Genomic DNA, 24695 nt, shown 5'->3' on the forward strand with positions numbered 1-24695 from the left:
TACCTCGGTTTGAATTATTGTTTTAATTTTGTGCAGACAATTTGATTATAACAGCGTCTGAAACAAATGATTAGCCACGCATCATCACGCAAGCGGTATCAAGCATACGATTAGCAAAACCCCACTCGTTATCACACCAAACTAGCAGCTTAACCAAGCGCTTGTGACTCACTCGAGTTTGCGTACCATCTATAATACAAGAATGTGGATCGTGATTAAAATCAACCGATACTAGCGGCTCTTCAGTGTAGCTCAATACCCCTTCTAAACGACCACCAGCGGCCTGCTTTAGAACCGAGTTTACCGCATCAATTGTGACATTTTCATTGAGCGTAACGCTCAGATCCATCGCCGTAACATTGATTGTTGGCACCCGTACCGCGATCGCCTCAAAACGACCTTGAAACTTAGGTAAAATACGCTCAATACCGCGAGCCAGCTTAGTATCAACAGGAATGATGGATTGGCTTGCCGCACGCGTACGCCGCAAATCACTGTGATAAGCATCAATCACTTGTTGATCATGCATAGAGGCGTGAATAGTCGTAATAGCACCGGACTCAACACCAAACTTATCGTCTAGCACTTTAATTACCGGAACAATACAGTTTGTTGTACATGAGCCGTTAGACACAATGGTGTGCTCAGGTAACAATATCTCTTCGTTGATACCGAAGATCACCGTCGCATCAACATCAGCATCCGCGGGGTGTGAAAACAGTACTTTCTTTGCCCCAGCCTGAATATGCGCAAGTGCGTGCTGACGAGAATGATAGACGCCAGTGCAATCGAGCACCACATCAACATCCAGCGCACGCCAAGGCAGGTGACTTGGATCTGGCTCTGAAAATAACTGGATCTTATCCTCAGCTACTTCCAAAAAAGATTCTGTTAACGAAACTGGAAAAGCAAAACGCCCATGTGAGGTATCGTATTTTAGAAGATGCGCGATCCCTTTAGGATCCGCCAACTCATTGATGGCTACAATTTGTATTTCGTGGTGACGACCCGACTCATAGAGTGCTCTTACGATATTACGCCCTATTCGACCAAAGCCATTAATTGCAAGCTTGATTGTCATTAAATTGAAAATCCATGAAGTCGCAAGTACGAAAGTTCCCCTTCGTTTTGATGGCGCTATTGTAATCGACCTGAGTGAAATGTGTAAGAGGCTAGGGCAATTTTTTAACTCAAGTTAAATCCGCAATTTTACATTTACCACCGGCACAGATGGCCAGAGATTGCGCCAACAGTAGCTCCGCTGTCGCTAAAGCATCGCTAAGCGCATCATGCAATTGGTGAGGAGGTAAACCATAACGCATTCTACAAGCGTTTAGTGTTAACGCATCTTGCGCCAGCGGATAGCCTTGCTTTAACACACGACGCTTATCTATCTGCATGGTATCTAACAGCAAGGCAGGTCTTACGTTTAGCTCAAAGCGCTGAAATGCCGCCTTAAGAAACGCCCAATCCATCTGTACGTTATGACATACCAACACTTTACCGTGGAGCGTGCGCTGAAGCGCCAGCAACAGAGTTTGTAAGGACTCACCGTCAGCCAATCGACTACTATCAATACCGTGGAAAACTGGACTCTGTGCAAGCGATTGCACCTCACTGTTCAAATGATACTGTGCATCTTTCACTTGGATCCGCATATTTTTAATCGGCAACCAACCAGCCGACACAATTTCATGGCGCTTAGGATCAAGACCTGTGAGCTCAAGGTCAAGCACCACCAACTCGGCTTGCGCAAACGGCAGATGTTTATAGCGCCACTTAGCAACTGAGTGAGAAAACCAGTTCATTGCTTATAAACTCCCTCGAGCAAACTTAAACGCACTCGCCTGCTGTGCTTGTTTTACTAAATAAAATGCTTCTTTGAGTTGATGGCGTTCAAGAGAAGAGAGATTTTCTGGGTTTATACAATTTCCTGGTAATCCTTCACGGTTGATTTGAGTCTTTAACCGCAATTGTGTTAAGAATCGCCAACAGTCTTTTAGATTGTCGATATCCGACTTAGCAAGTAATGGGCTTTTAGTCAGCGCCTCTAGGCGCTCTAATGTGTTAGCTCTTGCAACCCCAACCTTTAGCGCATACAACCTAACCACATCGTTGATAATGGCAACCCCACGTTTTTTCAGATCTAAATACTTATGTTTGCTCTTGTCTTTTTCCAGCTTAAATTGTTGAAATATCCCGATCGGTACCGAATTTGCGTTGATGTCTGTCGCCATTGCCGCATAAAACAGCTCGTTTCGACTGATCTGATCCAAAGATTGGCGCAGGGTCGCATAGAGATCGCTGGCGCCATCAATAAAACGCATATCAAAGTAGATCTTGCAATTAAGCATCGCTTTTGGCGTAGGAGACAAGATCCACTTGCTAAATTTGGCGGTCCACTGGGCAACTGTGCCACGGCAGTCTGCATTACTAGCCATGATATTTCCTGGGCAAGATTGAATACCGCACTCGTTGAGTTGCTCACAGACAAACGCGCCTAAAGCAGCAAAATAACAACTATCGTTTTCGCTGATATTGTCTGGTAGCAATAAACCATTGTCTTGATCTGAATGTAAGGTCTGCTCTTCTCGTGCCTGAGAGCCAAAACAGATCCATGCAAAACGACATGGCGCGGCGCCGTGCTGCTGTTGATATAAATAGATTAATCTTGATGTTAGCGCATCAGTGAGGCCACTTAGTAGCTTGCCAATCAGTGAAATATCTTCGATATGATAGGAAAATTGACGCAATAGATCCGGGATCTCCTGAGCGCAATTTTTGATAGCCAGAAGATTTTGTGCTTTATAGATCCTGCCAATAAGTTGCACCGGATCACTTTTTTGCTGTCTCAGCAGATCGGTGCTAGTCAGCATGCCCAGTGGTTTATATGCTTCATTTAACACAGGCAAGTGATGAATATTGTGCTTAAGCATTAAATGCAGGGCCGAAAACACACGATTGTTTTCGAAAATATGTTTTGGCTTTTCCGTCATGATCTCAGCAAGTGGAGCACTGGGATCTTTGTCTTGCGCTAGAACTCGATTGCGCAGATCTCTATCCGTCACAACGCCAACCAAGCGCGCTTGCTCCGTGACCATAATTGATGAAACACGATGCTGGCTCATCAATTTGGCAGCGTCACGAATACTCGCTGTCGGCGCGATAGTAACCGCGTCTTTAGTCATTAGCTCAGATATTTTCCGCTCTGACCAAGTTTCGCTTTGCTGTTTATAACGAGAAGAAAGTAGTCGGTTAGCATGTGCTCTAACAAAGTATTGCTCAAAAGGTTTATATTCTCGGCGCAAAAAATCAAAGTTCTGCTCATTGAGAATATAAACCAAGCCATCTTTTTGAACTTCGATGCGATTTTGAATGGCATCACCGGTTAATAAAGAAGGATAACCAAAGTAATCTCCCTCACTCATACGACCAATGACTTCGTCTTTTGCAGAGATCAGATCAACCACACCTGAGCGCAGCAGATATAGATTTGGCTTGCCATCTTGAAGCCAATCTTGTTGATTCGTCTGGCTAAGATAAACAATTTCGATATGTTTTGAAAAGTAGCTGGCAGCCGCTTCGGGCAATTCAGAAAACGGGGCTTGTTTATAAACAAACTGAAAGACATCTTGAATTTCTGGCGTCATACCTAACTGTCCTTTTAATCGTCTACAATTTTGCACTATCAAAAACAAATTTGCCCAGCACGCTGGCTGGGCAAATTCGATTAGCATTGCTTAGTGTGCGTGAGCAGCGCTAGACCCTTTAGGGTTACGGATCCCATCAACCATCACTTTGACTTCTTCAGGTGTATCCGCAGTCACCTTCATAACCAGTGCAGCTACAACGAAGTTCACTAGCATACCTACAATACCAATCCCTTCAGGAGAAATCCCAAACAACCAGTTTGCAGGGGCATTTAGCTCAGGGCTAACAAACTTAAAGTAAATAATATAAGCCGCAGTGAAACCTATACCCGTTACCATGCCGGCAATCGCACCTTCTTTATTCATTCGCTTAGAGAATATCCCCATGATAATTGCAGGGAAGAAACTCGCCGCAGCCAACCCGAAGGCAAATGCAACCACCGAGGCGACAAACCCTGGCGGGTTTATACCAAAATATGCTGAGATCCCAATCGCTACCATCGCTGCTAAACGCGCGGCTAGCAGTTCTTGTTTATCGTTGATATCCGGCTTAATGGTACGCTTCAACAAGTCGTGTGATACTGATGTTGAAATAACCAGTAGCAGACCAGCGGTTGTCGAGAGCGCCGCAGCAATACCACCCGCAGCGACCAATGCAATCACCCAGGCAGGTAGATTCGCAATTTCTGGATTTGCCAATACCATAATATCGCGGTCAATCTTCACTTCGTTTGCACTTGCAGGATCATCAATCTTGCCTGCAGAGTACTGCATTTTGCCATCACCGTTCTTATCATTGAATACGATAAGGCCCGTTCTTTCCCAGTTTTTCACCCATTGTGGTGCTTCTTCATATACCGTGCCACTACCATCTTTACCGTTGATAGTGTCGATCATGTTTACGCGAGCGAACGACGCAACAGCAGGTGCAGTTGTATATACGATAGCAATAAACACTAAGGTCCAAGCGGCTGAAATACGAGTGTCTTTTACTCTAGGAACGGTAAAGAAGCGAACAATTACGTGTGGCAGACCAGCAGTACCAACCATAAGTGCAGCGGTAATAGCAAACACATCAACCATACTCTTAGAGCCTTCAGTGTACTGCGCAAAACCGAGCTCGGTACTAAGTCCATCTAGCTTGTCGAGTAGGTAGGTGCCCGAGCCATCAGCCAACGTAGCGCCAAAACCGGTTTGTGGAAGTAAATGGCCCGTCATCATCAGTGAGATGAAAATAGCAGGAACTAAATAAGCAAAGACAAGTACACAATACTGAGCAACTTGTGTATAAGTGATCCCCTTCATACCGCCAAGTACCGCGTAGAAGAATACAATCACCATACCGATGTAAACACCCGTTTCAATATCCACTTCGAGGAAACGAGAGAACACCACACCAACACCACGCATTTGACCAGCAATATAGGTAAAACAGATGAAGATAGCACACAGGATCGCAACCACACGTGCAACCTGAGAATAGTAACGATCACCAATAAAATCTGGTACCGTGAACTTACCAAATTTACGCAAATAAGGTGCTAAACACAGGGCAAGTAATACATAACCGCCGGTCCACCCCATGAGGTAAACACCGCCGTCGTAACCAGCGAAGGAAATAATCCCCGCCATTGAAATAAAGGACGCTGCACTCATCCAATCTGCAGCAGTTGCCATACCGTTTGCAACAGGAGGTACACCGCCGCCAGCAACATAGAATTCATTCGTGGACCCAGCTCTCGCCCAGATAGCGATACCGATATAGAGCGCAAAACTAAGGCCGACGATAATAAAAGTTAAAATTTGAACATCCATCGATTAGCTCCTCACTCATCCACGCCGTATTTTTTGTCCAACGCATTCATTTTTGAAACGTAGACAAAAATTAACGCAACAAAAGTATAAATTGCGCCTTGCTGAGAAAACCAAAATCCGAGTTTAAATCCAAAAAAACGAACTTCGTTGAGCACATCAACTAACAGGATGCCGAATCCAAATGAAACGACAAACCAAATAGCGAGTAGCTTAAACATCAAGGCGAGATTTTCTGACCAATATGCTTTCGCTTGTTCTTCACTTTTAAAAGCCATTTTAAATCTCCTATCACCCGCTCCAACATGGAGCAAGTTGTGTTAATAGACCTTAATGAGAGTAGCAACGGCTTGGTAAGTTGAAATTGAGACCTTAGTCGTAACGGCAAATTAACGTTTACGTAAACTGCAGATGCGTGATATTCATAAGAATTAAAAAGTCTTTATAAACAAAAAGATAAGTCAAAACAGGTTGGATGAAGATGTATTTTCAATGAGTGGATGCGACAGTAAGACATTAGTCTAACTTGAATGGTGAATGAACGTCTTTACTCACCAAAGAAAACTCTAACACTTTGATTTTAAATCACATGTAAAGCTCAAATAAAATTATAGAGTAAACTAGACTATGGGTGCCATTTGTTTGCTAAAGTATGACGATATTAATACCCAAAAACTATAACAAACATTATGACTGCCATTTTACTCCTTGTTGCCGCTGCTTATATTGGTGTACTTTTTTGGCTCGCCAACTGGGGAGATAAAACCACCCCCCGCGCACTCAAAATTAGTCATCATCCGTTTGTTTATGCCTTTTCCTTAGGGATTTATTGTACCTCTTGGACTTATTACGGCTCGGTAGGTACTGCGGCCACCAGTAGCTGGCATTACTTCCCTATTCTTTTGGGGCCCATTTTACTGTTTTTGTTCGGTCAGGGGTTTTTGCGCAAACTCATATTGGTCAGTAAAAAGCAGAATATCACCACCATTGCCGACTTCATTTCGGCACGATACGGTAAACGCCAAACTACGGCCGTCATGGTAACGATGATAGCCCTATTGGCAACCATTCCATATATTGCGCTCCAGCTCAAAGCCTTGAGTAGTAGCTTTTTGTTATTACAGCAGGATGAGCAAGTGTCTGGCACTGCGCTCGCATTAGCTGGCACCTTGATCATGGCATTATTTGCGATTTTCTTTGGCACCAGAAAGGTAGATGTGACTGAGTATCGCTCAGGGTTGATGTTGGCCGTTGCTTTTGAATCTATCGTTAAACTACTCGCACTCGGTATTGTTGCCGTGCTTGCATGGCAATCTTTAGCTCAAGTTCCAGACTCATTTGAAGCATTGAGCGAACATTGGCAATCTTTTGACTTCTTTAACTTCAACTTCGTTGGACAAACGCTTATGGCAGCGGCTGCCATCGTCTGTTTGCCCCGACAATTTCATGTTGTGGTGGTAGATAACCACAATACTTCACACTTAAAAACCGCACGTTGGGCATTTACGCTTTACTTGTTATTGATAGCAGCCATGATCATCCCAATCGCTACCGCCGCTATCCACCCCGATATTGGCTATGGTGCGGCACCGGATAGTTTCGTACTCGCTTTACCTATCATGATGGAGCATCCGATCCTAGCTACATTTGTATTTATCGGCGGTTTATCTGCGGCAACGGCCATGATAGTCGTTGCGACTCTCACACTTAGTACCATGTTATCAAACGATGTGGTATTGCCTCTGTTGTTCAAGCGTAAATTTAAGAAGAACATTCTTAACAGCAGTTTTAAGAGTCAAATACTCTTAGTCCGACGCTTTGTTATCGCCGCAATCTTATTACTTTCATATATGTACCAGCAATGGTTTGGTCATGGTGAAGCACTCGCAAATATGGGGTTAGTTGCCTTCTCATTGGTGACTCAGCTATTGCCTGCAATTGTCGGTGGACTTTATTGGCGCAAAGGCCATGCGTATGGCGTATATGCGGGGCTCATCGCAGGTTTTATCTGCTGGATGCTATTTCTTATGTTTCCAATTCTGGAAGCTGGAGGATTACTTGATTACGAAATGCGCCAGACCCTTATCACCCGAGGAACTTTACTTGCACTGCTCGCCAACATTAGTTGCTATATTAGCTTTTCTATCGGCGCACAGGAGCGCCTAATCGACCGTATTCAGGCCGCGGCATTCGTAAACCCTAAAGATCAGGCTGCGCTCTCTAAACGCTTGAATAAACAAGTTCGCGCTACCGTGTATGACTTTAAAGTGCTGCTACAAACCTTCTTGGGCGTTCAGCGCAGTCAGCAACTGCTCGGGCACTATGCTCAAAATAATATTTTAGAAGATAATGACGCATACCCAGCCCCTGAATTTATCTCATTCTGCGAGCGCGCACTCACGGGGGTGCTCGGTGCTTCATCTGCCCAAGCTCTGATCCGTACCGTGTCATCGGGTCGCCAAATGGCATTTGAAGAGGTGGTTAACTTTTTTGATGAAACCACACAAGCACTACAGTTCAACCAAAACCTACTTTATACCTCATTAGAAAATCTAAGCCATGGGATTTCAGTTGTTGATAAAGATCTAAAACTTGTTGCATGGAACAGGCGTTATCACGAGATGTTCGCCTACCCAGATGGTTTCTTAGAAGTAGGACAACCGATAGAGGAAGTGATCCGCTTTAACGCCGAGCGCGGTGAATGCGGACCTGGAGAAATTGATAAACACGTCGATAAACGAGTTCAACATCTGAAAAATGGCACTCCTCACCACTTTATTCGCCACCGCCGTAATGGCCAAGTATTTGAGATGACGGGAAACCCGCTTCCTGAAGGCGGGTTTGTGACGAGTTTTTCAGATATCACCACGCATATTGCGACGCAAAACGCACTGGAAGAAATCAATATGGATCTAGAGAACCGTATTGAAGCCAGAACCCAAGAGATCCGCACCATTAATATGGATCTTAAAGCGGAAATAGCCAATCGTCACGAAACAGAGCAGGCACTAATGGCCGCTAAAAAAGAAGCAGAACAAGCAAATGAGAGTAAAACCCGCTTCTTAGCGCTTGCCAGTCATGATATTTTGCAGCCACTCAATGCCGCACGCCTGTACTTAGCAGCGATTGATACCCACAATCTAATAAGTAAAGATCAGGGTAACTTTGAAAAACTCACCGATAGCCTAGACTCCACCGTGCACCTGATGAGCGCGCTTTTGGATATTGCAAAACTTGAGCAAGGTGCAATGAAGCCCACTCCTAGGCACTTCAACATTGATGATATCTTATTACCACTGGCAAATGAGTATGCCATCATTTCAAAAGAGAAAGGTCTCGAACTTAAGGTAAGAAGCTCCCACAGCATTGTACACAGCGACACCACTTACCTGCGCCGGATCATTCAAAACCTGGTTTCCAATGCCGTTAAATATACCGACAGCGGCAAAGTGCTCATCGCCTGTCGACGCCGTAAACATAGTTTAAGGCTTGAAGTATGGGATACCGGTCCAGGTATTTCAAACTATGAGCAGAATAAGATCTTTAACGATTTTTATCGTATTCAAGCAGGCGATAATAAAGGTATTGGGCTTGGGCTTGGTGTTGTAAAACGTCTATGCGATCTCTTATCCATCACAATTTCAGTGAACTCGGTTGTCAATCAAGGCAGCCGCTTTGCCATAGACATACCCTATGGCAATGTGGATTTACTCCAAGTAAAAGAAGATATTAGCCAAAAACCGCAAAGCAAAACTCAACTTAATGTCATCGCGGTTGATGACGACCCGAAAAACCTAGAAGCCATGGCGAGCCTGCTAGATAAATGGCATTGCCACTATCAGCTGTTTTACAAAGTAGAAGACGCGCTTGCTTACGCAAAACACAATCCCGCACCTGATGTTATTTTAATGGATTACCAACTTAACGATAACTGTGATGGGATCTCTTTGATCAAATCGCTACGCACCGTTTGGCAGAATACGATTCCTGCTATTTTAATTACCGCCGTGAGGGATGAAGAAGTAAAAATCGCCGCTAAAAGTGAGCAGATCCATTACCTGTCTAAGCCAGTAAAGCCAGCAAAACTCAAAGCTCTGCTCAATCATGGACGGTGATCAAAAAAGCCTAAGTAAACTTAGGCTTTAGTCGCGGATATCAAAGCTTTACCATTATTGTAAAGCTAAGCAAGAACTAGTGTGATGCCAGTGCCAGTAATTGATTTTCAGCTTCTACGACGTCGCTAACTTATTCGGCTGTATAAAAATCTCTCCCTTCACAGTCATCACTAAACTAAACTGGCTCTTGTGCTGTGCAATAAACAACTCATCAACAGTCACATCCGAAATCTCTTCTACCAGTGGTCTTATCCCCTGAATTATCATTATTTGGAATGTCTGAAGATGAATCATCAGAGCCACAACCCGCCAATAGCAAACTCAAAGCAATACAACTCAACGTAAATCTATTGGATATCCCTCCTCGGTCCTTTAAAGTAACGCAACACGGTTCTTTACGTGCTTTCATTGCGATGCAGTTACACCTAAGTGATAGCTTCACTGTTGAACTGTCTGACAAAAATCGTCTTAACGAAAAACCTGTGAGATTTTTTCTGCCAGCTAGAAATTAATTACATTTGATACCTATTTGTTGCTAGGATAATGAAGTAATAACAAGATAGGGAATGCGCATGGATATCATTGCACTGCTGGCCGATTGGCAAAGAGGCTGCAAAGAAAGTGAGAAAAAGCTTAAAGCCTTAGTTTATAACCACTTAAAAACCGTGTGTAGTTTACACCTTGAAGCACACAAGAAACAAATGGACGCGACATTCATTCTAAGCCATTTGCCTAATACTACCTGCCTCTTGCACCAATCCTTAATGGAATTGATCCCTCCAAGCTATGGCATTGAGCATAAGACACACTTTAATCGCTACCTAAGCCTTTTTGTACGTAATATGCTACGAGATGAAATTCGCAAATTAAAAGCACAAAAGAGAACACCACCAACTTATTGGGTTGAAGAAGCTACAGAGGCACCTCCTGACCAATATCTAGCACTAGATAGTGCCCTTTCACTGCTTGCGAAACAACACCCAACAAAAGCAGATATTTTTTCACAGCATTATTTTTTGGGCCTTGAGCCTGAACAATTGGCTCAGCAACTTAATATTTCAACAGCGACTGTTTATAGAGAGCTCAAAGCCGCAAAAGCCTTTATCAGGGTAAATGCGTAAAATAATAAAGGAAGCCCTATGACTTTTAATGATGCGCTCAGCGTATTTGATCACTTACTTGACAATTATTCTCAAAACCTGACCGCGGGTTTAAATAGCATACCCGAATTGTCGCCACAACTGAGAGATGAAGTAACGGCATTAATCTCAGCACATGAACAAAATGTGCAGCAAACTTTGTTTAGCAATATCATTGCGGCTCAAGTAGATACTTTAGATGCAGATAAAGATTTGCTTTCACTCACCGGTGAACAGATCCAACACTTTAAACTCAAAACGCTACTGGGCTCGGGCGGTATGGGGGTGGTGTATCTTGCTGAGCGCTGCGACGGCCAACTAGAACAACAGGTCGCCATTAAAATTATTGCGCCATCAATCACTTTGTTAACCTCAAAAGAACTCGCGTTTAAAGAAGCGCAATATTTGGCCCGCTTAAACCACCCCAATATTGCTAAAGTGTACGACGTTGGCACAACAGAAAGTGGCCTAATTTACCTAATCATGGAATACATAGAAGGCGACCCCTTACAGCAGTTTTGTGCAACTGCGACTAATGATGAAATGCTGAAGCTACTGATTAAAGTATGTGATGCAGTAAGCTACTCTCACCAAAATCGAATTATTCATGGTGATTTAAAGCCCGATAATATCTTGGTGGATAAGCTGGGTGAGCCAAAACTGGTGGACTTTGGCGTAGCTCATACGCTAAGCGAGCAAAGTAACGCAACCTATTCAGCATATATCAATGGGCTAAGTAGAGACTACGCCAGCCCAGAGCAGCTTGCTGGAGAGCCATTAACCACACAAAGTGATGTGTATAGCTTGGGCAAGATCTTAAAAAAACGATTAAATTCGGAAACTAATAGGGCTAAAGTTAATGCTGATTTACTTGCAGTATTAGACAGAGCAACTTCAGCGGCCTTATCAGTAAGATATAGTTCAATCGCCTTATTGCAGGCCGATCTTCATGCAGTTTATGAAAAAAAGCCTTTATCAGCTACAACAAAGAAAAATACAATTCTTTATAGGTTGCAAAAACGATTCTACCGTCAGCCATTTCTTACCTCACTTTTATCTGTAGCAGTACTTGCAATCATCACAATGACTGCAGCACTGATTGCTAAAAACCAACACTTAAATGAACAGTATCAGCAAAAGTCGGCAATTGTTAACTACTTAAAAGATGTCTTTTATGCCGCAGATCCGAGATATTACAACGGAGAAAAGCCTGATTATGCACAGCTTCTATATTCTGGTAGCGCTAATTTAGACACTCAATTACCTAAGCAGAACGACGCCAGAATAGAAATTAAAGAAATTATCGCTCGCGCACTATTATCACTCGGAGATTATGAAAGGGCACGAATGCTGTTAGAGTCAGATATAGATAGCAACAAGCTCAATATACCCTTGGCAGAAACCATGTTCTATCAAGGTGCTTATGACCAAGCTGATGAGCTATTAAGCAAACTCACTCTAAGGCATGGTAGTGAAGAGTGGATAGAAAAAATCATCATTAGAAGTGCGATTCAATTAAAGCGAGGCAACAATAAAGAAGCCGTTGAAACGCTAGATAAACTTGCAAACCTAGTTCCAAGCACCGCAAACCAACAAAGACAGCTCATTCAAGCATCAGTAAAAAAAGCCATAGCTTACGATGAGCAGAGCATGTTTCAAGAAGCACTGCAAGAAATACAAAAAGCTTCTAAACTGGCAGAAGCCACCTACCCTGCTGACCATATTGGCCTACTTGATGTTTACAATACTCATGGCAACATTCTAAGTAGCTTAGGTGAGCTTGAAAAGGCCAGTAAGATATATAAAAAGCACCTTAACATTACCAAAAAGGTACTCGGTGAGCAGCACCCTTCCACCGGTAATGCATACAGAAACATCGGCTTTATAGAAGAAATGCAGGATCATTTCGAACTCGCGATCGAGTATTACAAGTCTAGCGAGTCCATTTTTTTAGAAAGTTATGGTGAGGACCATGAACAACTGGCATTTTTATGGAATGACATCGGGATAGCCTCACGCCTACGAGGAGACTTTGAGCAATCAGAGCACTATTTATTGAAAGCAGCTACAACCGCCAAAAAGGTGCTAGGTAAAAACAACCCCAATGTAGCTAGTATTTTAGGTAATCTCGCCATTGCTCAATTTTATTTAAAAAGACACGAGCAAGCTATCGATACGCTAAACTCCGCTTTAAAAATTGATTTATTATCATCGGGAGAGCTTCATAGCCGAACTGGTCATAGGTATTTCTGGTTAGGTTTTGTTCATGCAAATATTGGGGAGCTGGAACAAGCAAAAAAATATAACTCGAAATCAGTAGATGTATTTTCGCAGATATATCCTAAGGGAAATAAAACGACTTGGGACGCAATCATGCACAAGTTAACTATACAGTTGTCAAAAAAAGAGTATAAACAACTTGAAGAAAGCTTTATAGCTGCTGAAGAGTTTATACGAAGTTCAGCTGAACAGACTCGTTTTTCGAATGATATAAATAAGGTAAAGGTGCTTAGTGCGTTAATTAGAGGAGATATTGAGCAAGCGAAAATAGCATCATCTAAAATTGATGTAACGGTTTCGCATGATAGTAGCGAGGCATTACTTAATTTTTGGAAAAATATTCCGCATAAAAAACACACAGATTTATCTAAGGCTAAACAACAAACCTATAATCACCGAGGAGTCAGACGGATAGAAGAACTTCATAGCTTGCAAAACTGCTACATTAACAAGCCTATTTCTGAGTGCAAAATAGCAAGTCCAGTGTTACTTTTGCTCTAGTTTTGCAGAATAATGGTAATTTCTGGCAGAGCCTTAGCGATAGCGGTGCTTAACTTACTTTTCTCAGTTCAAAATTGGTCAATTAATTAACGCTATTGGTATTAAAGCCAGACTCAATCTTTAATAATTGAGCCTGGCTTACTAGTTATACGCAGTTCGTTTAAGCCATTGGCTAATGAGGGTAGACCTTGATGTAGCGTGTGTGTTCATTGACTTCAATGACCATATAAGACTTACCGTAGTAACCCAGTTCTGCATAGTTGCCATCAACGCCATTCGCTAGGTTTTGGTGGTTCAATACGTTGCTTGTTATGTAAGTTTGATACAAGTTTCCATTGTGATCCTTAACTGCATCAATGTGAGCATACTCATTGTCTTCGACCATAATGACGTAATATCTGTAAGAACCATAAAACCTTCTGGCTGATGCTGAGTCGGTATCACCAATTTTTTTGTATCCGTGCTCTAGCGGAGTAAGCCACTCATTATGATTGGCAAGCCTATTATTGCCGGCAAAAACAGAATATTTATGCCTGCCTGGCGCCGCTTGTATATATTTTCTTGCTAACTCTCTGTCATAAAAGAAGTATTCTTCTGCCTCACCAGAGCAATTATTGAATGCATCTCTTCCCCAGCACAACAACAACTTGTCTGGCTCTGAGCGATAGATACCTATGTAATCAACATCGGAGCCATCATCAATTCTGATGAAACCGTCAACGATTGTGTACTCAAGGGTGATGTTTCTTCCATTTACAACCGCACGAGCCTCTCTATCACTAAAGGTAATCTCTGTGAGCTGAAACGATTTGTCATTTCCTGAAAAATAAACATTGTACAAGGTTTTTCCATTCAACCATGAAGAACTAAATTTGGATATATCCCCCTGCTGTTTTGGATAAACTCTGAAATAAATCTGATCACTTGTTCTGGCACCTTCGTTGTCTTTTACTTCTAGATAGACTGTAAGTATTTTCTCTTCATCGGTTTCTGGAATAGTGAAGGTTGCAATACTATCAGATACGCTAAATGGTAAATATTGCTCCCCCATCTTCACATACCAACGCCGACTCAGAATATAACCATCAGGGTCATTGTAGTGTGCTGGCAAAGAAACATTTTCTCCAGAAGTAAGCTTGTTACTAACTGGGCTGATTATTGCTACAAAAGGAGAAATATTTGACTGGTTTTGAATAAAGCTTACCTTAAACTTTTCATCTTCCAGTTTATTATTCTCCGTCTCGATCGACAGTTTATAATCATAGACTTGAAACTCAGGAGAGACGTTATGCTCGCCACTACATGCAATTGTTGAATTTTCTGAGCTGACACAAGCAAGTAGTACTTTATCTCTGGATTCAGTTTCTATATTGACAATTAACTCATCAGCTTCAATGCTCGAAACTTCGTCTAATAACAGCGAAAACTTTATGGAATCTAATTCTTTAATCTCACTATTTGAAACTTTGATTTCTGTTTTCTTAGTGAAAAGCCCAAACTCATGAGATGTATTGAAGACCTTAAAATCAGCAATGTTTACAGATTCATCGTTAACTTTTCGTATGTGTTTATCAGCGCTTAAGATGATATCTAGCATTCTTCCATCTTCAGCTAAAATTTGTGGGTCACTGAAGATTTCTTTTAGGTTGCCAGTTGGCTCCTGATCAGAAACTGCTAATTTATATAGTTCATATCGTTGTAAGAACAGATCAAGGTTGACCCAAAAAGCCCTAATTTCCTCTGGCTCAGTAAGTGAACCAGCAGGAATATAGCTGCTAGAAGTAAGAAAACCATGTTGTATTACATAATCATTATAAAATGCATCACCATTAAAAGACATTTGTACTGCACTGATAAACTCCTCAAAGTCGAAGACTCCTTTATCTCTTAGTGACGCATAAGCTTCTATTTGAATCCCTAATATTTTGTCACTCACCTTCTTCATTTCCTTTATCGGGGTGGTGATTACGGCTTCTAGATACCAAGACACAAAGTCCGTAGGTAATATACCAATAGCGCTATTTATTAGTCCAGTTGCTCTGGTAATATTTCGTAGCGTACTGGCATCGAAAAAATTGAAACCAAACTCAGCGGCCTCTAGAACTAACTGAGCGTCACTTCTAAAGTCCGCGAATGAAAACCCAGCTTCAGCAAGTTTGTTATACTGGTTGGCTAAACTATTGGTGTAAATCTCCTTATCTTTAAACTTATGAAATGACTCAGCCAAATTTATGTAATATGCGTCTGTGTTGTCATCTTTTATGTCGGTTAGATTTTTATAAATTGATTTACCTAAATACCACGATGAGAAGATATCAAAGATTGTAATTTCTGACTCTTTATTACTTCTTCCATTTAAGTTTAAAATTTCTACCCATTCGTCATCGTTGAAGTCGTAAAGCCTTTCACAATCTTCTTCTGTAAGGCCGCTATAATTTTTATTATCACATGCCCCCTTTACCATTAACTCAAGGTTATGGATTACCTCTTCAGATTCACTTTTTCCAAAAATGTCTTTTTCAAGTATGAAGTCGGTAAAGTGTGTGGTCTGAAAATATGCATGTTTAGAAGAAGTGTCTACATATATTGGTTTTATGCTTTCAATAACATTACCTTGTGATATTCGTGTAGCTATGATGCTTTCAGGATCAATATCACCGTGATACGCTAGTTTTATTGTGACAGGTACATCGAAGGTCGTACCGGAGGGCTCTAAAGTTAATATATCGCTCTTTAGTACTCCATTAACACCGTGAGTGCTTTCTGCAGAGCTTAGCTTTGCTGATATCGTAAGGTCTCCTCCAGATGAGCCGACGGGGAAATAAACTTCTGAGCTGGTGTTGGTATTATCAACAAGGTGCACCGTATTGTCCTGATCAGCAACGATAGTTGCTACTTCTACAGCTTCTTGCTCAAGGACGGTTAGCTGTCTATCAGTTTTATAGAAAACCCCGTTCTCTGTAGACAATGATATTGATACTTTATTAATGCCGCTTTGTTGTAGCTGTAGGCCTTCATTAGCATTCACAAAATCTGAGTTGTTTAAAGAAATTCTGACACTGGTGCCAAGGGGCTTTTCTGTTAAATTTGGATATATTTTATCGCCTATATTGAAATAGCTATCATTACTAATAACTAGTTTACTTTCAAGCTGCTTAAAAACGAAATTAAGCTTTTCAAGGTAGTTGGCTTTATTTTTATAATCACTTAAAAGGTACTTACTTTTCCCCATGAAAGTGCTTTCTAGACCTTTATGAAAGTAGGAGATATCACGATAAGATATAGTACCATCGCTATTTAGATCATTGATTAGAATATTTGCAAAGTGTGATAGTTGCTCATTTAGGTTGTTATTTCTAATATCTTGAGCGACCGCTTGGTAGATAATGTCAGAGAGAAGCGAGATAGCCATACCATTATCGAGTATATCGTGGTTGAAAACTAAACCATACTCCACAGCGTTTTGACTTTCCGAGTTGTTGATACTCCCAGATACAGTGACGTAATAAAGCTTATTTTTCTCTATTCTTATTTTTTCAAAGAAAGCTGCTTTTGAATTTTCATCGAATTCCCCTGTGCTAATTCGAATACCTGGGTTTTCAGTATGAAATACAGCAACGTTTGTAACAGTTAAATCATCAATCAGAATGGGGACTTCAATATTTTGAGTTATTTCAACTTTTACTCTATCTCTGGCTTCATTTCCCGAATCATCACTAACAGTGATTTCTAACTCAGCATATCCATAGAATGGTAAAGAAGGTAGCTCAACCAATGTCTCTAAACTATTAACGTTTTCAATCGCTAATGTGGGGCCACTTACTTGTTGCCACCTAACAGCTTTAATTTTATTTTGTGTATCTACGGAAGGTCTTAAATTTACAGTATTACCCGACACACCCAATATATCTTCACCAGCATCAACTGAAAGCTCTGGTTTTATCTGAGAAAACTCAGCTTGGACGAAGCAAGGCTCTCGAATTTCCCCCGTAGAATAAACGTAATTATTAAGGCTTCCTGAGCAACCACTCGCTTCACTAATTTCAAAGCCCTCACTAGGAATGAGGGTAAAGCTAACAGTGCCACCATAAGCTACCGTTTGCGTACTAGGTGAAATGGTACCGCCTTCACCTGCACTCGCATCCACAGTAAAGGATTTTTGGTTAAAACTTACACTGACTTGGCAAGCAGAAGTAATGGTGCCAGTGATGTAAGTGTTGCCAACAAGTGTTCCGTTACACCCAGATACTTCAGCGATGCTAAATCCAACATCAGGTGTTACAGTAAAGCGGGCAGTATCACCATAATTAATAATTTGTGTACTAGGTGAAATACCACCGCCTTCACCAGCACTCGCATCCACAGTAAAAGTTTGTTGACTAAAGCTAGCGTTGATTTGGCAAGCAGACGTTATCACGCCAGTGGTGTAGGTGTTGTCAGTAAGCGTGCCGTTGCATCCTGTTACTCCACTTATTTCATAGCCTTCATCTGCCACAAGAGTAAAAGTGGCGCTATCACCATAGCTTACCGTTTGTGTGCTGGGTGAAATACCACCGCCCTCACCTGCACTAGCATCTACATTGAAAGTGTGCGGACTAAAGCTAGCGCTGACTTGGCAAGCAGAAGTAACCATACCGGTAGTGTATGTGTTGCCCGTCAGAGTACCACTACATCCTGTAACATCACTTATCCCAAAGCCCTCATCAGGCGAAAGCGTGAAAATCGTTGAGTCGCCATAGCTAACAGTTTGTGTGTTAGGTGAAATACTACCACCTTCATAAGCAATGCCTTGTACTATTATTTTTTGTAATTCTGCTATACCCCCGGGATCTTTAATTATCCCATTGGCAACTCCATCACTATCACCATAACCACCATCTTGGAGATGTAAAACAATACTACGCTTATCAGCAGCAAGCTGGGCGAATTCAGTAGGCATAAAATACCACGTTTCCCCATCGCTCTTAATGTAACGAGATTGCTCTGAAACTGCACTTGGGTAAGTTAGTTCAACTAAGACATCTGCACCCGGAGTTGTTGCAATATCTATCGCAAGTAACTGGAATGGCAGTACAATATCGTTACTCATCGCTGGCAAGTTTGGTTCATCTTTTGAGATAATTCCTTGGCTGCTTGTAGCAATAACTCCAGCATTATCTAGAACCTTAACTTGAAGTTGCTGACCGCTTTTTTCATCAGTAAACGTTCGTTTTGGTGTTAAGGTTTTGAGTGATATTTCGCAACTTTCTACAAGTTTAGCTACTTGATAATACTCTCCGACTAATTGACCTTGACAGCCAGTTATACTCTCTACTTTATGACTAGCATCCAATATCAGTTGAGCAGAAAGACTATCACCGTAAAAGTAGTCAGGTTTATCCAGCGTCAAACTTGCACCTTCTGGAAAATTTGTTTTTATAGATAACTTTAAAGGCTTGAATGAAACGTCAATACTGCAACTGTCATTCACATTATTGACATGATAATTAAGCTTCTCCTTGTCCAAAAGACCGTGACACCCCGTAGCATCGGCAAGGTAATACCCTTCGTCAGGCCGCAGCTCAAAGGTGGCAGAGGAACCCGCTTCTATATTTAGACTCTCAGGAACTATCGACCCAGCCCCAGTATAAGTTGTGACCACTTTATAACTTGCTTTAGTGTTTTGTTCGTTTTTTTCTGGATTAGCGTCATTACATGCAGATAAAAAACCACAAAGTAGTAATATATAGAGGCGGAATGTAAAAGTTCTCATTTAATATCCTGAGGTAGTAAAAGCAACAAAAGTTGCAAACGAATTCACGATTAGTCATCACAGTAATACCAACCTTAAAAAGGTTGATCACGTATTTTGAAGTGAACTTTCTCAACACTTAGTGCTTTTTTTTAAGACGTGACATTTTATTTGTCGTGGTCAAATAAAATTGGCCAAAGTTTTTTGTTGGTAAGCATTTATCTCACTGCCAATTAGCAGTATTCTGAAAGTTCGCTTGGACGAATTGGAATGAGGAAATGAGTTACATACTAACGACAGAGTGCAAAGATGACATAGGACTGATCGCGAAGATCACGAGCCTTTGCCATGAGCACGACCTAAACATCACGCGTAATAACGAATTTGTAGATAAAGAAGGACAGCGCTTCTTTATGCGTACAGAGATCACAGGCACACCCAGTGATAACTTTCTGACACAACTTCGTCAGTCATTACCAACTGGCGCCAAATTAAACCTATACGGACAAGAACGAACAAAAGTGGTGCTGCTTGCGACGAAGGAAGCGCACTGTTTAGGCGGCGTGTTGCTTAAACAATATGAACAAGCATTCAATATTGAAGTACAAGCAGTTATCGCAAACTATGATACGTTGGAACCCCTTGTTAAAGGCTTTGGTATTCCTTTTCATCTGGTATCACATGAAGGGTTGAGTAGAGCTGAACACGACAGTGCAATGGCCGACTTAATCGAACAATATGATCCTGATATTGTTGGCTTGGCAAAGTATATGCGGATCTTAACACCGGAATTTGTCTCACGCTTTGACGGGAAAATTATTAATATCCACCACTCATTCTTGCCCGCCTTTATCGGTGCAAAACCCTACCATCAGGCATTTGAACGTGGCGTGAAAATTATTGGTGCTACTGCTCACTTTGTTAATGATGAATTAGATGAAGGGCCTATTATTGCCCAAAATGTCACGCAAGTTAGTCATGCTCAAAATGCCGAGGAGATGGCAAAAATCGGTAGAGACATTGAAAAAACAGTATTTTGTAACGCGTTACAATTAGCCTGCGAGCATAAGCTTTTCATTAACGGCAATAAAACTGTCGTCTTTTCATAATCAAGTTCAGAAACGCAGTTTAGCAACTCAGGAAATGAACGCATGGATGCGTGCACTCCCACAATGCTGTGTATTCGGTGGTAGGAGCGAGTTTACCTCGCGAGGTTTTTCGGAATTTCATTGCAACCCCTCGGCGGGTAAACCGCCTCTTAGCATGTTGCACTGTGCTGATATTGTGGTGGGAGCGAGTTTACCTCGCGAGATTTTCTATACCCCAAACAGCAAAAAACCCGTCGCATTGCTGCAACGAGTTTTGATGTACATGGATGTTCGAATGTCGATGAAGTTCATGGATGAACGCTTTTCATCAACCTCTTATTTGGCCCTGGCTCGCTACGAAGTAGGATGTTCTCATTTTTTAAATAGAGAGTCACATGGGTAATCCACACAATCATTGACCGGGGCCGACCCTTCGGCTGTTTTGTTTCACTTCTGAGTTTGGGTGACGAGAAACCGAAGCACCGCTTCGCAGTTCGAGGAAGTGAGCGCAAGGACGTGCGAAGGGGAGATGCTACATGGAAGTACTTTACCCCAAATAGCAAAAAAGCCCGACTCTTTCGAATCGGGCTTTCTTTAAATAGGTGCTTGGCAATGTCCTACTTTCACATGGGAAATCCCACACTATCATTGACCGGGGCCGACCCTTCGGCTGTTTTGTTTCACTTCTGAGTTTGGGTGACGAGAAACCGAAGCACCGCTTCGCAGTTCGAGGAAGTGAGCGCAAGGACGCGCGAAGGGGAGATGCTACATGGAAGTACTTTACCCCAAACAGCAAAAAACCCGTCGCATTGCTGCAACGGGTTTCTCTTATTTGGCCCTGGCGATGTTCTACTTTCACATGGGTAATCCACACTATCATTGACCGGGGCCGACCCTTCGGCTGTTTTGTTTCACTTCTGAGTTTGGGTGACGAGAAACCGAAGCACCGCTTCGCAGTTCGAGGAAGTGAGCGCAAGGACGTGCGAAGGGGAGATGCTACATGGAAGTACTTTACCCCAAATAGCAAAAAAGCCCGACTCTTTCGAATCGGGCTTTCTTTAAATAGGTGCTTGGCAATGTCCTACTTTCACATGGGAAATCCCACACTATCATTGACCGGGGCCGACCCTTCGGCTGTTTTGTTTCACTTCTGAGTTTGGGTGACGAGAAACCGAAGCACCGCTTCGCAGTTCGAGGAAGTGAGCGCAAGGACGCGCGAAGGGGAGATGCTACATGGAAGTACTTTACCCCAAATAGCAAAAAACCCGTCGCATTGCTGCAACGGGTTTCTCTTATTTGGCCCTGGCGATGTTCTACTTTCACATGGGTAATCCACACTATCATCGACGCTGTTTTGTTTCACTTCTGAGTTCGGCATGGGGTCAGGTGGGTCCAAAACGCTATAGTCACCAGGAAAACTGGGTGCAAATGTCTAATGACATCGTGCCTCGCACGAGCATTCCATTTGCGCAAGGTGAACCAATTTCGCGATACCGCTTAGGTTGGTCACCTTGTTTAATTCTTAAATCCGGAAAAAGCTATTAAATTCTTTTGTCTACTTTAGTCTATTAACTTCTGTCGCTTATAAACCACTTTGGCGTTGTATGGTTAAGCCTCTCGGGTAATTAGTACGAGTTAGCTTAATGCCTCACAGCACTTCCACATCTCGCCTATCAACGTTGTAGTCTTCAACGGCCCTTCAGTTGACTCTAAGTCAAAGTGAGAACTCATCTCGAGGCCTGCTTCCCGCTTAGATGCTTTCAGCGGTTATCAGTTCCGAACGTAGCTACCGGGCAATGCAATTGGCATCACAACCCGAACACCAGCGGTTCGTCCACTCCGGTCCTCTCGTACTAGGAGCAGCCCCTCTCAATTCTCAAACGCCCACGGCAGATAGGGACCGAACTGTCTCACGACGTTCTAAACCCAGCTCGCGTACCACTTTAAATGGCGAACAGCCATACCCTTGGGACCGACTTCAGCCCCAGGATGTGATGAGCCGACATCGAGGTGCCAAACACCGCCGTCGATATGAACTCTTGGGCGGTATCAGCCTGTTATCCCCGGAGTACCTTTTATCCGTTGAGCGATGGCCCTTCCATTCAGAACCACCGGATCACTATGACCTACTTTCGTACCTGCTCGACGTGTCTGTCTCGCAGTTAAGCTTGCTTCTACCATTACACTAACCGTACGATGTCCGACCGTACTTAGCAAACCTTCGTGCTCCTCCGTTACTCTTTGGGAGGAGACCGCCCCAGTCAAACTACCCACCAGGCACTGTCCTCAACCCCGATTCAGGGGCCTAAGTTAGAACATCAACACTACAAGGGTGGTATTTCAAGGTCGGCTCCACAGAAACTAGCGTCTCTGCTTCAAAGCCTCCCACCTATCCTACACATGTAGGGTCAATGTTCAGTGCCAAGCTGTAGTAAAGGTTCACGGGGTCTTTCCGTCTAGCCGCGGGTACACAGCATCTTCACTGCGATTTCAATTTCACTGAGTCTCGGGTGGAGACAGCGTGGCCATGGTTACACCATTCGTGCAGGTCGGAACTTACCCGACAAGGAATTTCGCTACCTTAGGACCGTTATAGTTACGGCCGCCGTTTACCGGGGCTTCGATCAAGAGCTTCGCCTAAGCTAACCCCATCAATTAACCTTCCGGCACCGGGCAGGTGTCACACCGTATACGTCATCTTACGATTTTGCACAGTGCTGTGTTTTTAATAAACAGTCCCAGCCACCTGGTCACTGCGGCTCTCGTTTGCTTACAGAGCAAGTCTTTCACAAACAAGAGCGTACCTTCTCCCGAAGTTACGGTACAATTTTGCCTAGTTCCTTCACCCGAGTTCTCTCAAGCGCCTTAGTATTCTCTACCTGACCACCTGTGTCGGTTTAGGGTACGATTCAGTATGAACTGAAGCTTAGAGGCTTTTCCTGGAAGTAGGGCATCAACAACTTCACCACCTTAGTGGCTCGTCTCGACTCTCAGCCTTAGCAACCCGGATTTTCCTAAGTCACCAGCCTACAGCCTTTCACATGGACAACCAACGCCATGCTTGCCTAGCCTGCTCCGTCCCCCCATCGCATTCATACCGAGTACGGGAATATTAACCCGTTTCCCATCGACTACGCTCTTCAGCCTCGCCTTAGGGGTCGACTCACCCTACCCTGATTAACATGGGATAGGAACCCTTGGTCTTCCGGCGGAGGAGTTTTTCACTCCTCTTGTCGTTACTCATGTCAGCATTCGCACTTCTGATATGTCCAGCATGCCTCCCGGCACACCTTCAGCCACTTACAGAACGCTCCCCTACCCCGCATACTTACGTACGCAGCCGTAGCTTCGGTGGTATGTTTAGCCCCGTTACATCTTCCGCGCAGGCCGACTCGACTAGTGAGCTATTACGCTTTCTTTAAAGGGTGGCTGCTTCTAAGCCAACCTCCTAGCTGTTTTAGCCTTCCCACATCGTTTCCCACTTAACATACACTTTGGGACCTTAGCTGACGGTCTGGGTTGTTTCCCTCTCCACGACGGACGTTAGCACCCGCCGTGTGTCTCCCGGATATTACTTTACGGTATTCGGAGTTTGCAAAGGGTTGGTAAGTCGGGATGACCCCCTAGCCTTAACAGTGCTCTACCCCCGTAAGTATTCGTCCGAGGCTCTACCTAAATAGATTTCGGGGAGAACCAGCTATCTCCCGGTTTGATTAGCCTTTCACTCCTAGCCACAGGTCATCCCCTAACTTTTCAACGTTAGTGGGTTCGGTCCTCCAGTTGATGTTACTCAACCTTCAACCTGCCCATGGCTAGATCACCGGGTTTCGGGTCTATACCCTGCAACTTAAGCGCCCAGTTAAGACTCGCTTTCGCTACGGCTCCCCTAAATGGTTAACCTCGCTACAGAATATAAGTCGCTGACCCATTATACAAAAGGTACGCAGTCACCCAACAAGTAGGCTCCTACTGCTTGTACGTACACGGTTTCAGGTTCTATTTCACTCCCCTCACAGGGGTTCTTTTCGCCTTTCCCTCACGGTACTGGTTCACTATCGGTCAGTTGGGAGTATTTAGCCTTGGAGGATGGTCCCCCCATATTCAGTCAAAGTTTCACGTGCTCCGACCTACTCGATTTCACTTTAGATAAGTTTTTGTGTACGGGACTATCACCCTGTTTCGTCATGCTTTCCAGCATGTTCCACTAACTACACTAAAGCTTAAGGGCTGCTCCGATTTCGCTCGCCGCTACTTTCGGAATCTCGGTTGATTTCTTTTCCTACGGGTACTTAGATGTTTCAGTTCTCCGCGTTCGCCTCGTTAACCTATGTATTCAGTTAACGATACCTGCAAGCAGGTGGGTTTCCCCATTCGGAAAT

The 24695-nt window shown here is 43.1% G+C and carries 11 protein-coding genes and 2 rRNA genes (1 of these 13 only partly in view); 5 read left to right on the forward strand and 8 right to left on the reverse strand.

Annotated elements, in window-relative coordinates; all coding sequences use genetic code 11:
• Positions 1 to 70 precede the first annotated feature (70 nt).
• From epd to GSF13_RS21360, 5 genes are all read right to left on the reverse strand, one after another.
• The gene (gene epd / locus GSF13_RS21340) at positions 71 to 1081 is read right to left on the reverse strand and encodes an erythrose-4-phosphate dehydrogenase (RefSeq protein WP_010607557.1); all 1011 of its coding nucleotides are present in this window, start codon (positions 1079 to 1081) and stop codon (positions 71 to 73) included.
• A 109-nt stretch (positions 1082 to 1190) separates the two neighbouring features.
• Positions 1191 to 1808 (reverse strand): 3'-5' exonuclease, encoded by a 618-nt coding sequence (locus GSF13_RS21345; RefSeq protein ID WP_174169715.1) that lies wholly within the window; start codon positions 1806 to 1808, stop codon positions 1191 to 1193.
• Between the two features lie 3 nt (positions 1809 to 1811).
• Positions 1812 to 3650: a DUF294 nucleotidyltransferase-like domain-containing protein gene (locus GSF13_RS21350; protein WP_010607555.1), complete on the reverse strand. Its 1839-nt coding sequence runs from the start codon at positions 3648 to 3650 to the stop codon at positions 1812 to 1814.
• Between the two features lie 90 nt (positions 3651 to 3740).
• Entirely contained in the window at positions 3741 to 5465 is a 1725-nt protein-coding gene (locus tag GSF13_RS21355; RefSeq protein ID WP_010607554.1) for a sodium:solute symporter family protein, read from the reverse strand.
• A gap of 11 nt (positions 5466 to 5476) precedes the next feature.
• The gene (locus tag GSF13_RS21360; protein WP_010607553.1) at positions 5477 to 5740 is read right to left on the reverse strand and encodes a DUF4212 domain-containing protein; all 264 of its coding nucleotides are present in this window, start codon (positions 5738 to 5740) and stop codon (positions 5477 to 5479) included.
• 411 nt (positions 5741 to 6151) lie between these two features.
• On the opposite strand from GSF13_RS21360, the gene GSF13_RS21365 reads away from it, so the two are divergent.
• From GSF13_RS21365 to GSF13_RS21380, 4 genes are all read left to right on the forward strand, one after another.
• Positions 6152 to 9577 carry a PAS-domain containing protein gene (locus tag GSF13_RS21365; RefSeq protein WP_211867028.1) on the forward strand — a complete coding sequence of 1142 codons (3426 nt, stop codon included), beginning with the start codon at positions 6152 to 6154 and terminating at the stop codon, positions 9575 to 9577.
• Between the two features lie 275 nt (positions 9578 to 9852).
• Positions 9853 to 10089 carry a hypothetical protein gene (locus GSF13_RS21370; RefSeq protein WP_211867030.1) on the forward strand — a complete coding sequence of 79 codons (237 nt, stop codon included), beginning with the start codon at positions 9853 to 9855 and terminating at the stop codon, positions 10087 to 10089.
• A gap of 60 nt (positions 10090 to 10149) precedes the next feature.
• Positions 10150 to 10698, forward strand: a complete 549-nt coding sequence (locus GSF13_RS21375; protein WP_211867032.1) for an ECF-type sigma factor — start codon at positions 10150 to 10152, stop codon at positions 10696 to 10698.
• Between the two features lie 18 nt (positions 10699 to 10716).
• Complete coding sequence (locus GSF13_RS21380) at positions 10717 to 13497, forward strand: serine/threonine-protein kinase (protein ID WP_211867034.1); 2781 nt, start codon at positions 10717 to 10719, stop codon at positions 13495 to 13497.
• Between the two features lie 172 nt (positions 13498 to 13669).
• Here GSF13_RS21380 and GSF13_RS21385 read toward each other — a convergent pair whose 3' ends face one another.
• On the reverse strand, positions 13670 to 19249 hold the full coding sequence (locus GSF13_RS21385; protein ID WP_211867036.1) for a choice-of-anchor U domain-containing protein: 5580 nt from the start codon (positions 19247 to 19249) through the stop codon (positions 13670 to 13672).
• A 257-nt stretch (positions 19250 to 19506) separates the two neighbouring features.
• Here GSF13_RS21385 and purU point away from each other — a divergent pair, with 257 nt between their 5' ends.
• Positions 19507 to 20337: a formyltetrahydrofolate deformylase gene (gene purU, locus GSF13_RS21390; RefSeq protein WP_010607548.1), complete on the forward strand. Its 831-nt coding sequence runs from the start codon at positions 19507 to 19509 to the stop codon at positions 20335 to 20337.
• 1279 nt (positions 20338 to 21616) lie between these two features.
• On the opposite strand, the gene rrf is transcribed toward purU, so the two are convergent.
• Positions 21617 to 21730, reverse strand: a 5S ribosomal RNA gene (gene rrf, locus GSF13_RS21395).
• 190 nt (positions 21731 to 21920) lie between these two features.
• Positions 21921 to 24695 (reverse strand): 23S ribosomal RNA (locus tag GSF13_RS21400) (it continues 110 nt past the right edge of the window).

Origin of the sequence: Pseudoalteromonas sp. M8 (genome assembly GCF_018141365.1) — a bacterium.
Taxonomy (GTDB): Bacteria; Pseudomonadota; Gammaproteobacteria; order Enterobacterales; family Alteromonadaceae; genus Pseudoalteromonas.

Coding starts and splice junctions, on each gene's coding strand:
- GSF13_RS21385 (WP_211867036.1), bottom strand. CDS start 19,249: ATGAGAACTTTTACATTCCGCCTCTATATATTACTACTTTGTGGTTTT.
- purU (WP_010607548.1), top strand. CDS start 19,507: ATGAGTTACATACTAACGACAGAGTGCAAAGATGACATAGGACTGATC.
- GSF13_RS21375 (WP_211867032.1), top strand. CDS start 10,150: ATGGATATCATTGCACTGCTGGCCGATTGGCAAAGAGGCTGCAAAGAA.
- GSF13_RS21380 (WP_211867034.1), top strand. CDS start 10,717: ATGACTTTTAATGATGCGCTCAGCGTATTTGATCACTTACTTGACAAT.
- GSF13_RS21350 (WP_010607555.1), bottom strand. CDS start 3,650: ATGACGCCAGAAATTCAAGATGTCTTTCAGTTTGTTTATAAACAAGCC.
- GSF13_RS21365 (WP_211867028.1), top strand. CDS start 6,152: ATGACTGCCATTTTACTCCTTGTTGCCGCTGCTTATATTGGTGTACTT.
- epd (WP_010607557.1), bottom strand. CDS start 1,081: ATGACAATCAAGCTTGCAATTAATGGCTTTGGTCGAATAGGGCGTAAT.
- GSF13_RS21355 (WP_010607554.1), bottom strand. CDS start 5,465: ATGGATGTTCAAATTTTAACTTTTATTATCGTCGGCCTTAGTTTTGCG.
- GSF13_RS21345 (WP_174169715.1), bottom strand. CDS start 1,808: ATGAACTGGTTTTCTCACTCAGTTGCTAAGTGGCGCTATAAACATCTG.
- GSF13_RS21360 (WP_010607553.1), bottom strand. CDS start 5,740: ATGGCTTTTAAAAGTGAAGAACAAGCGAAAGCATATTGGTCAGAAAAT.
- GSF13_RS21370 (WP_211867030.1), top strand. CDS start 9,853: ATGTCTGAAGATGAATCATCAGAGCCACAACCCGCCAATAGCAAACTC.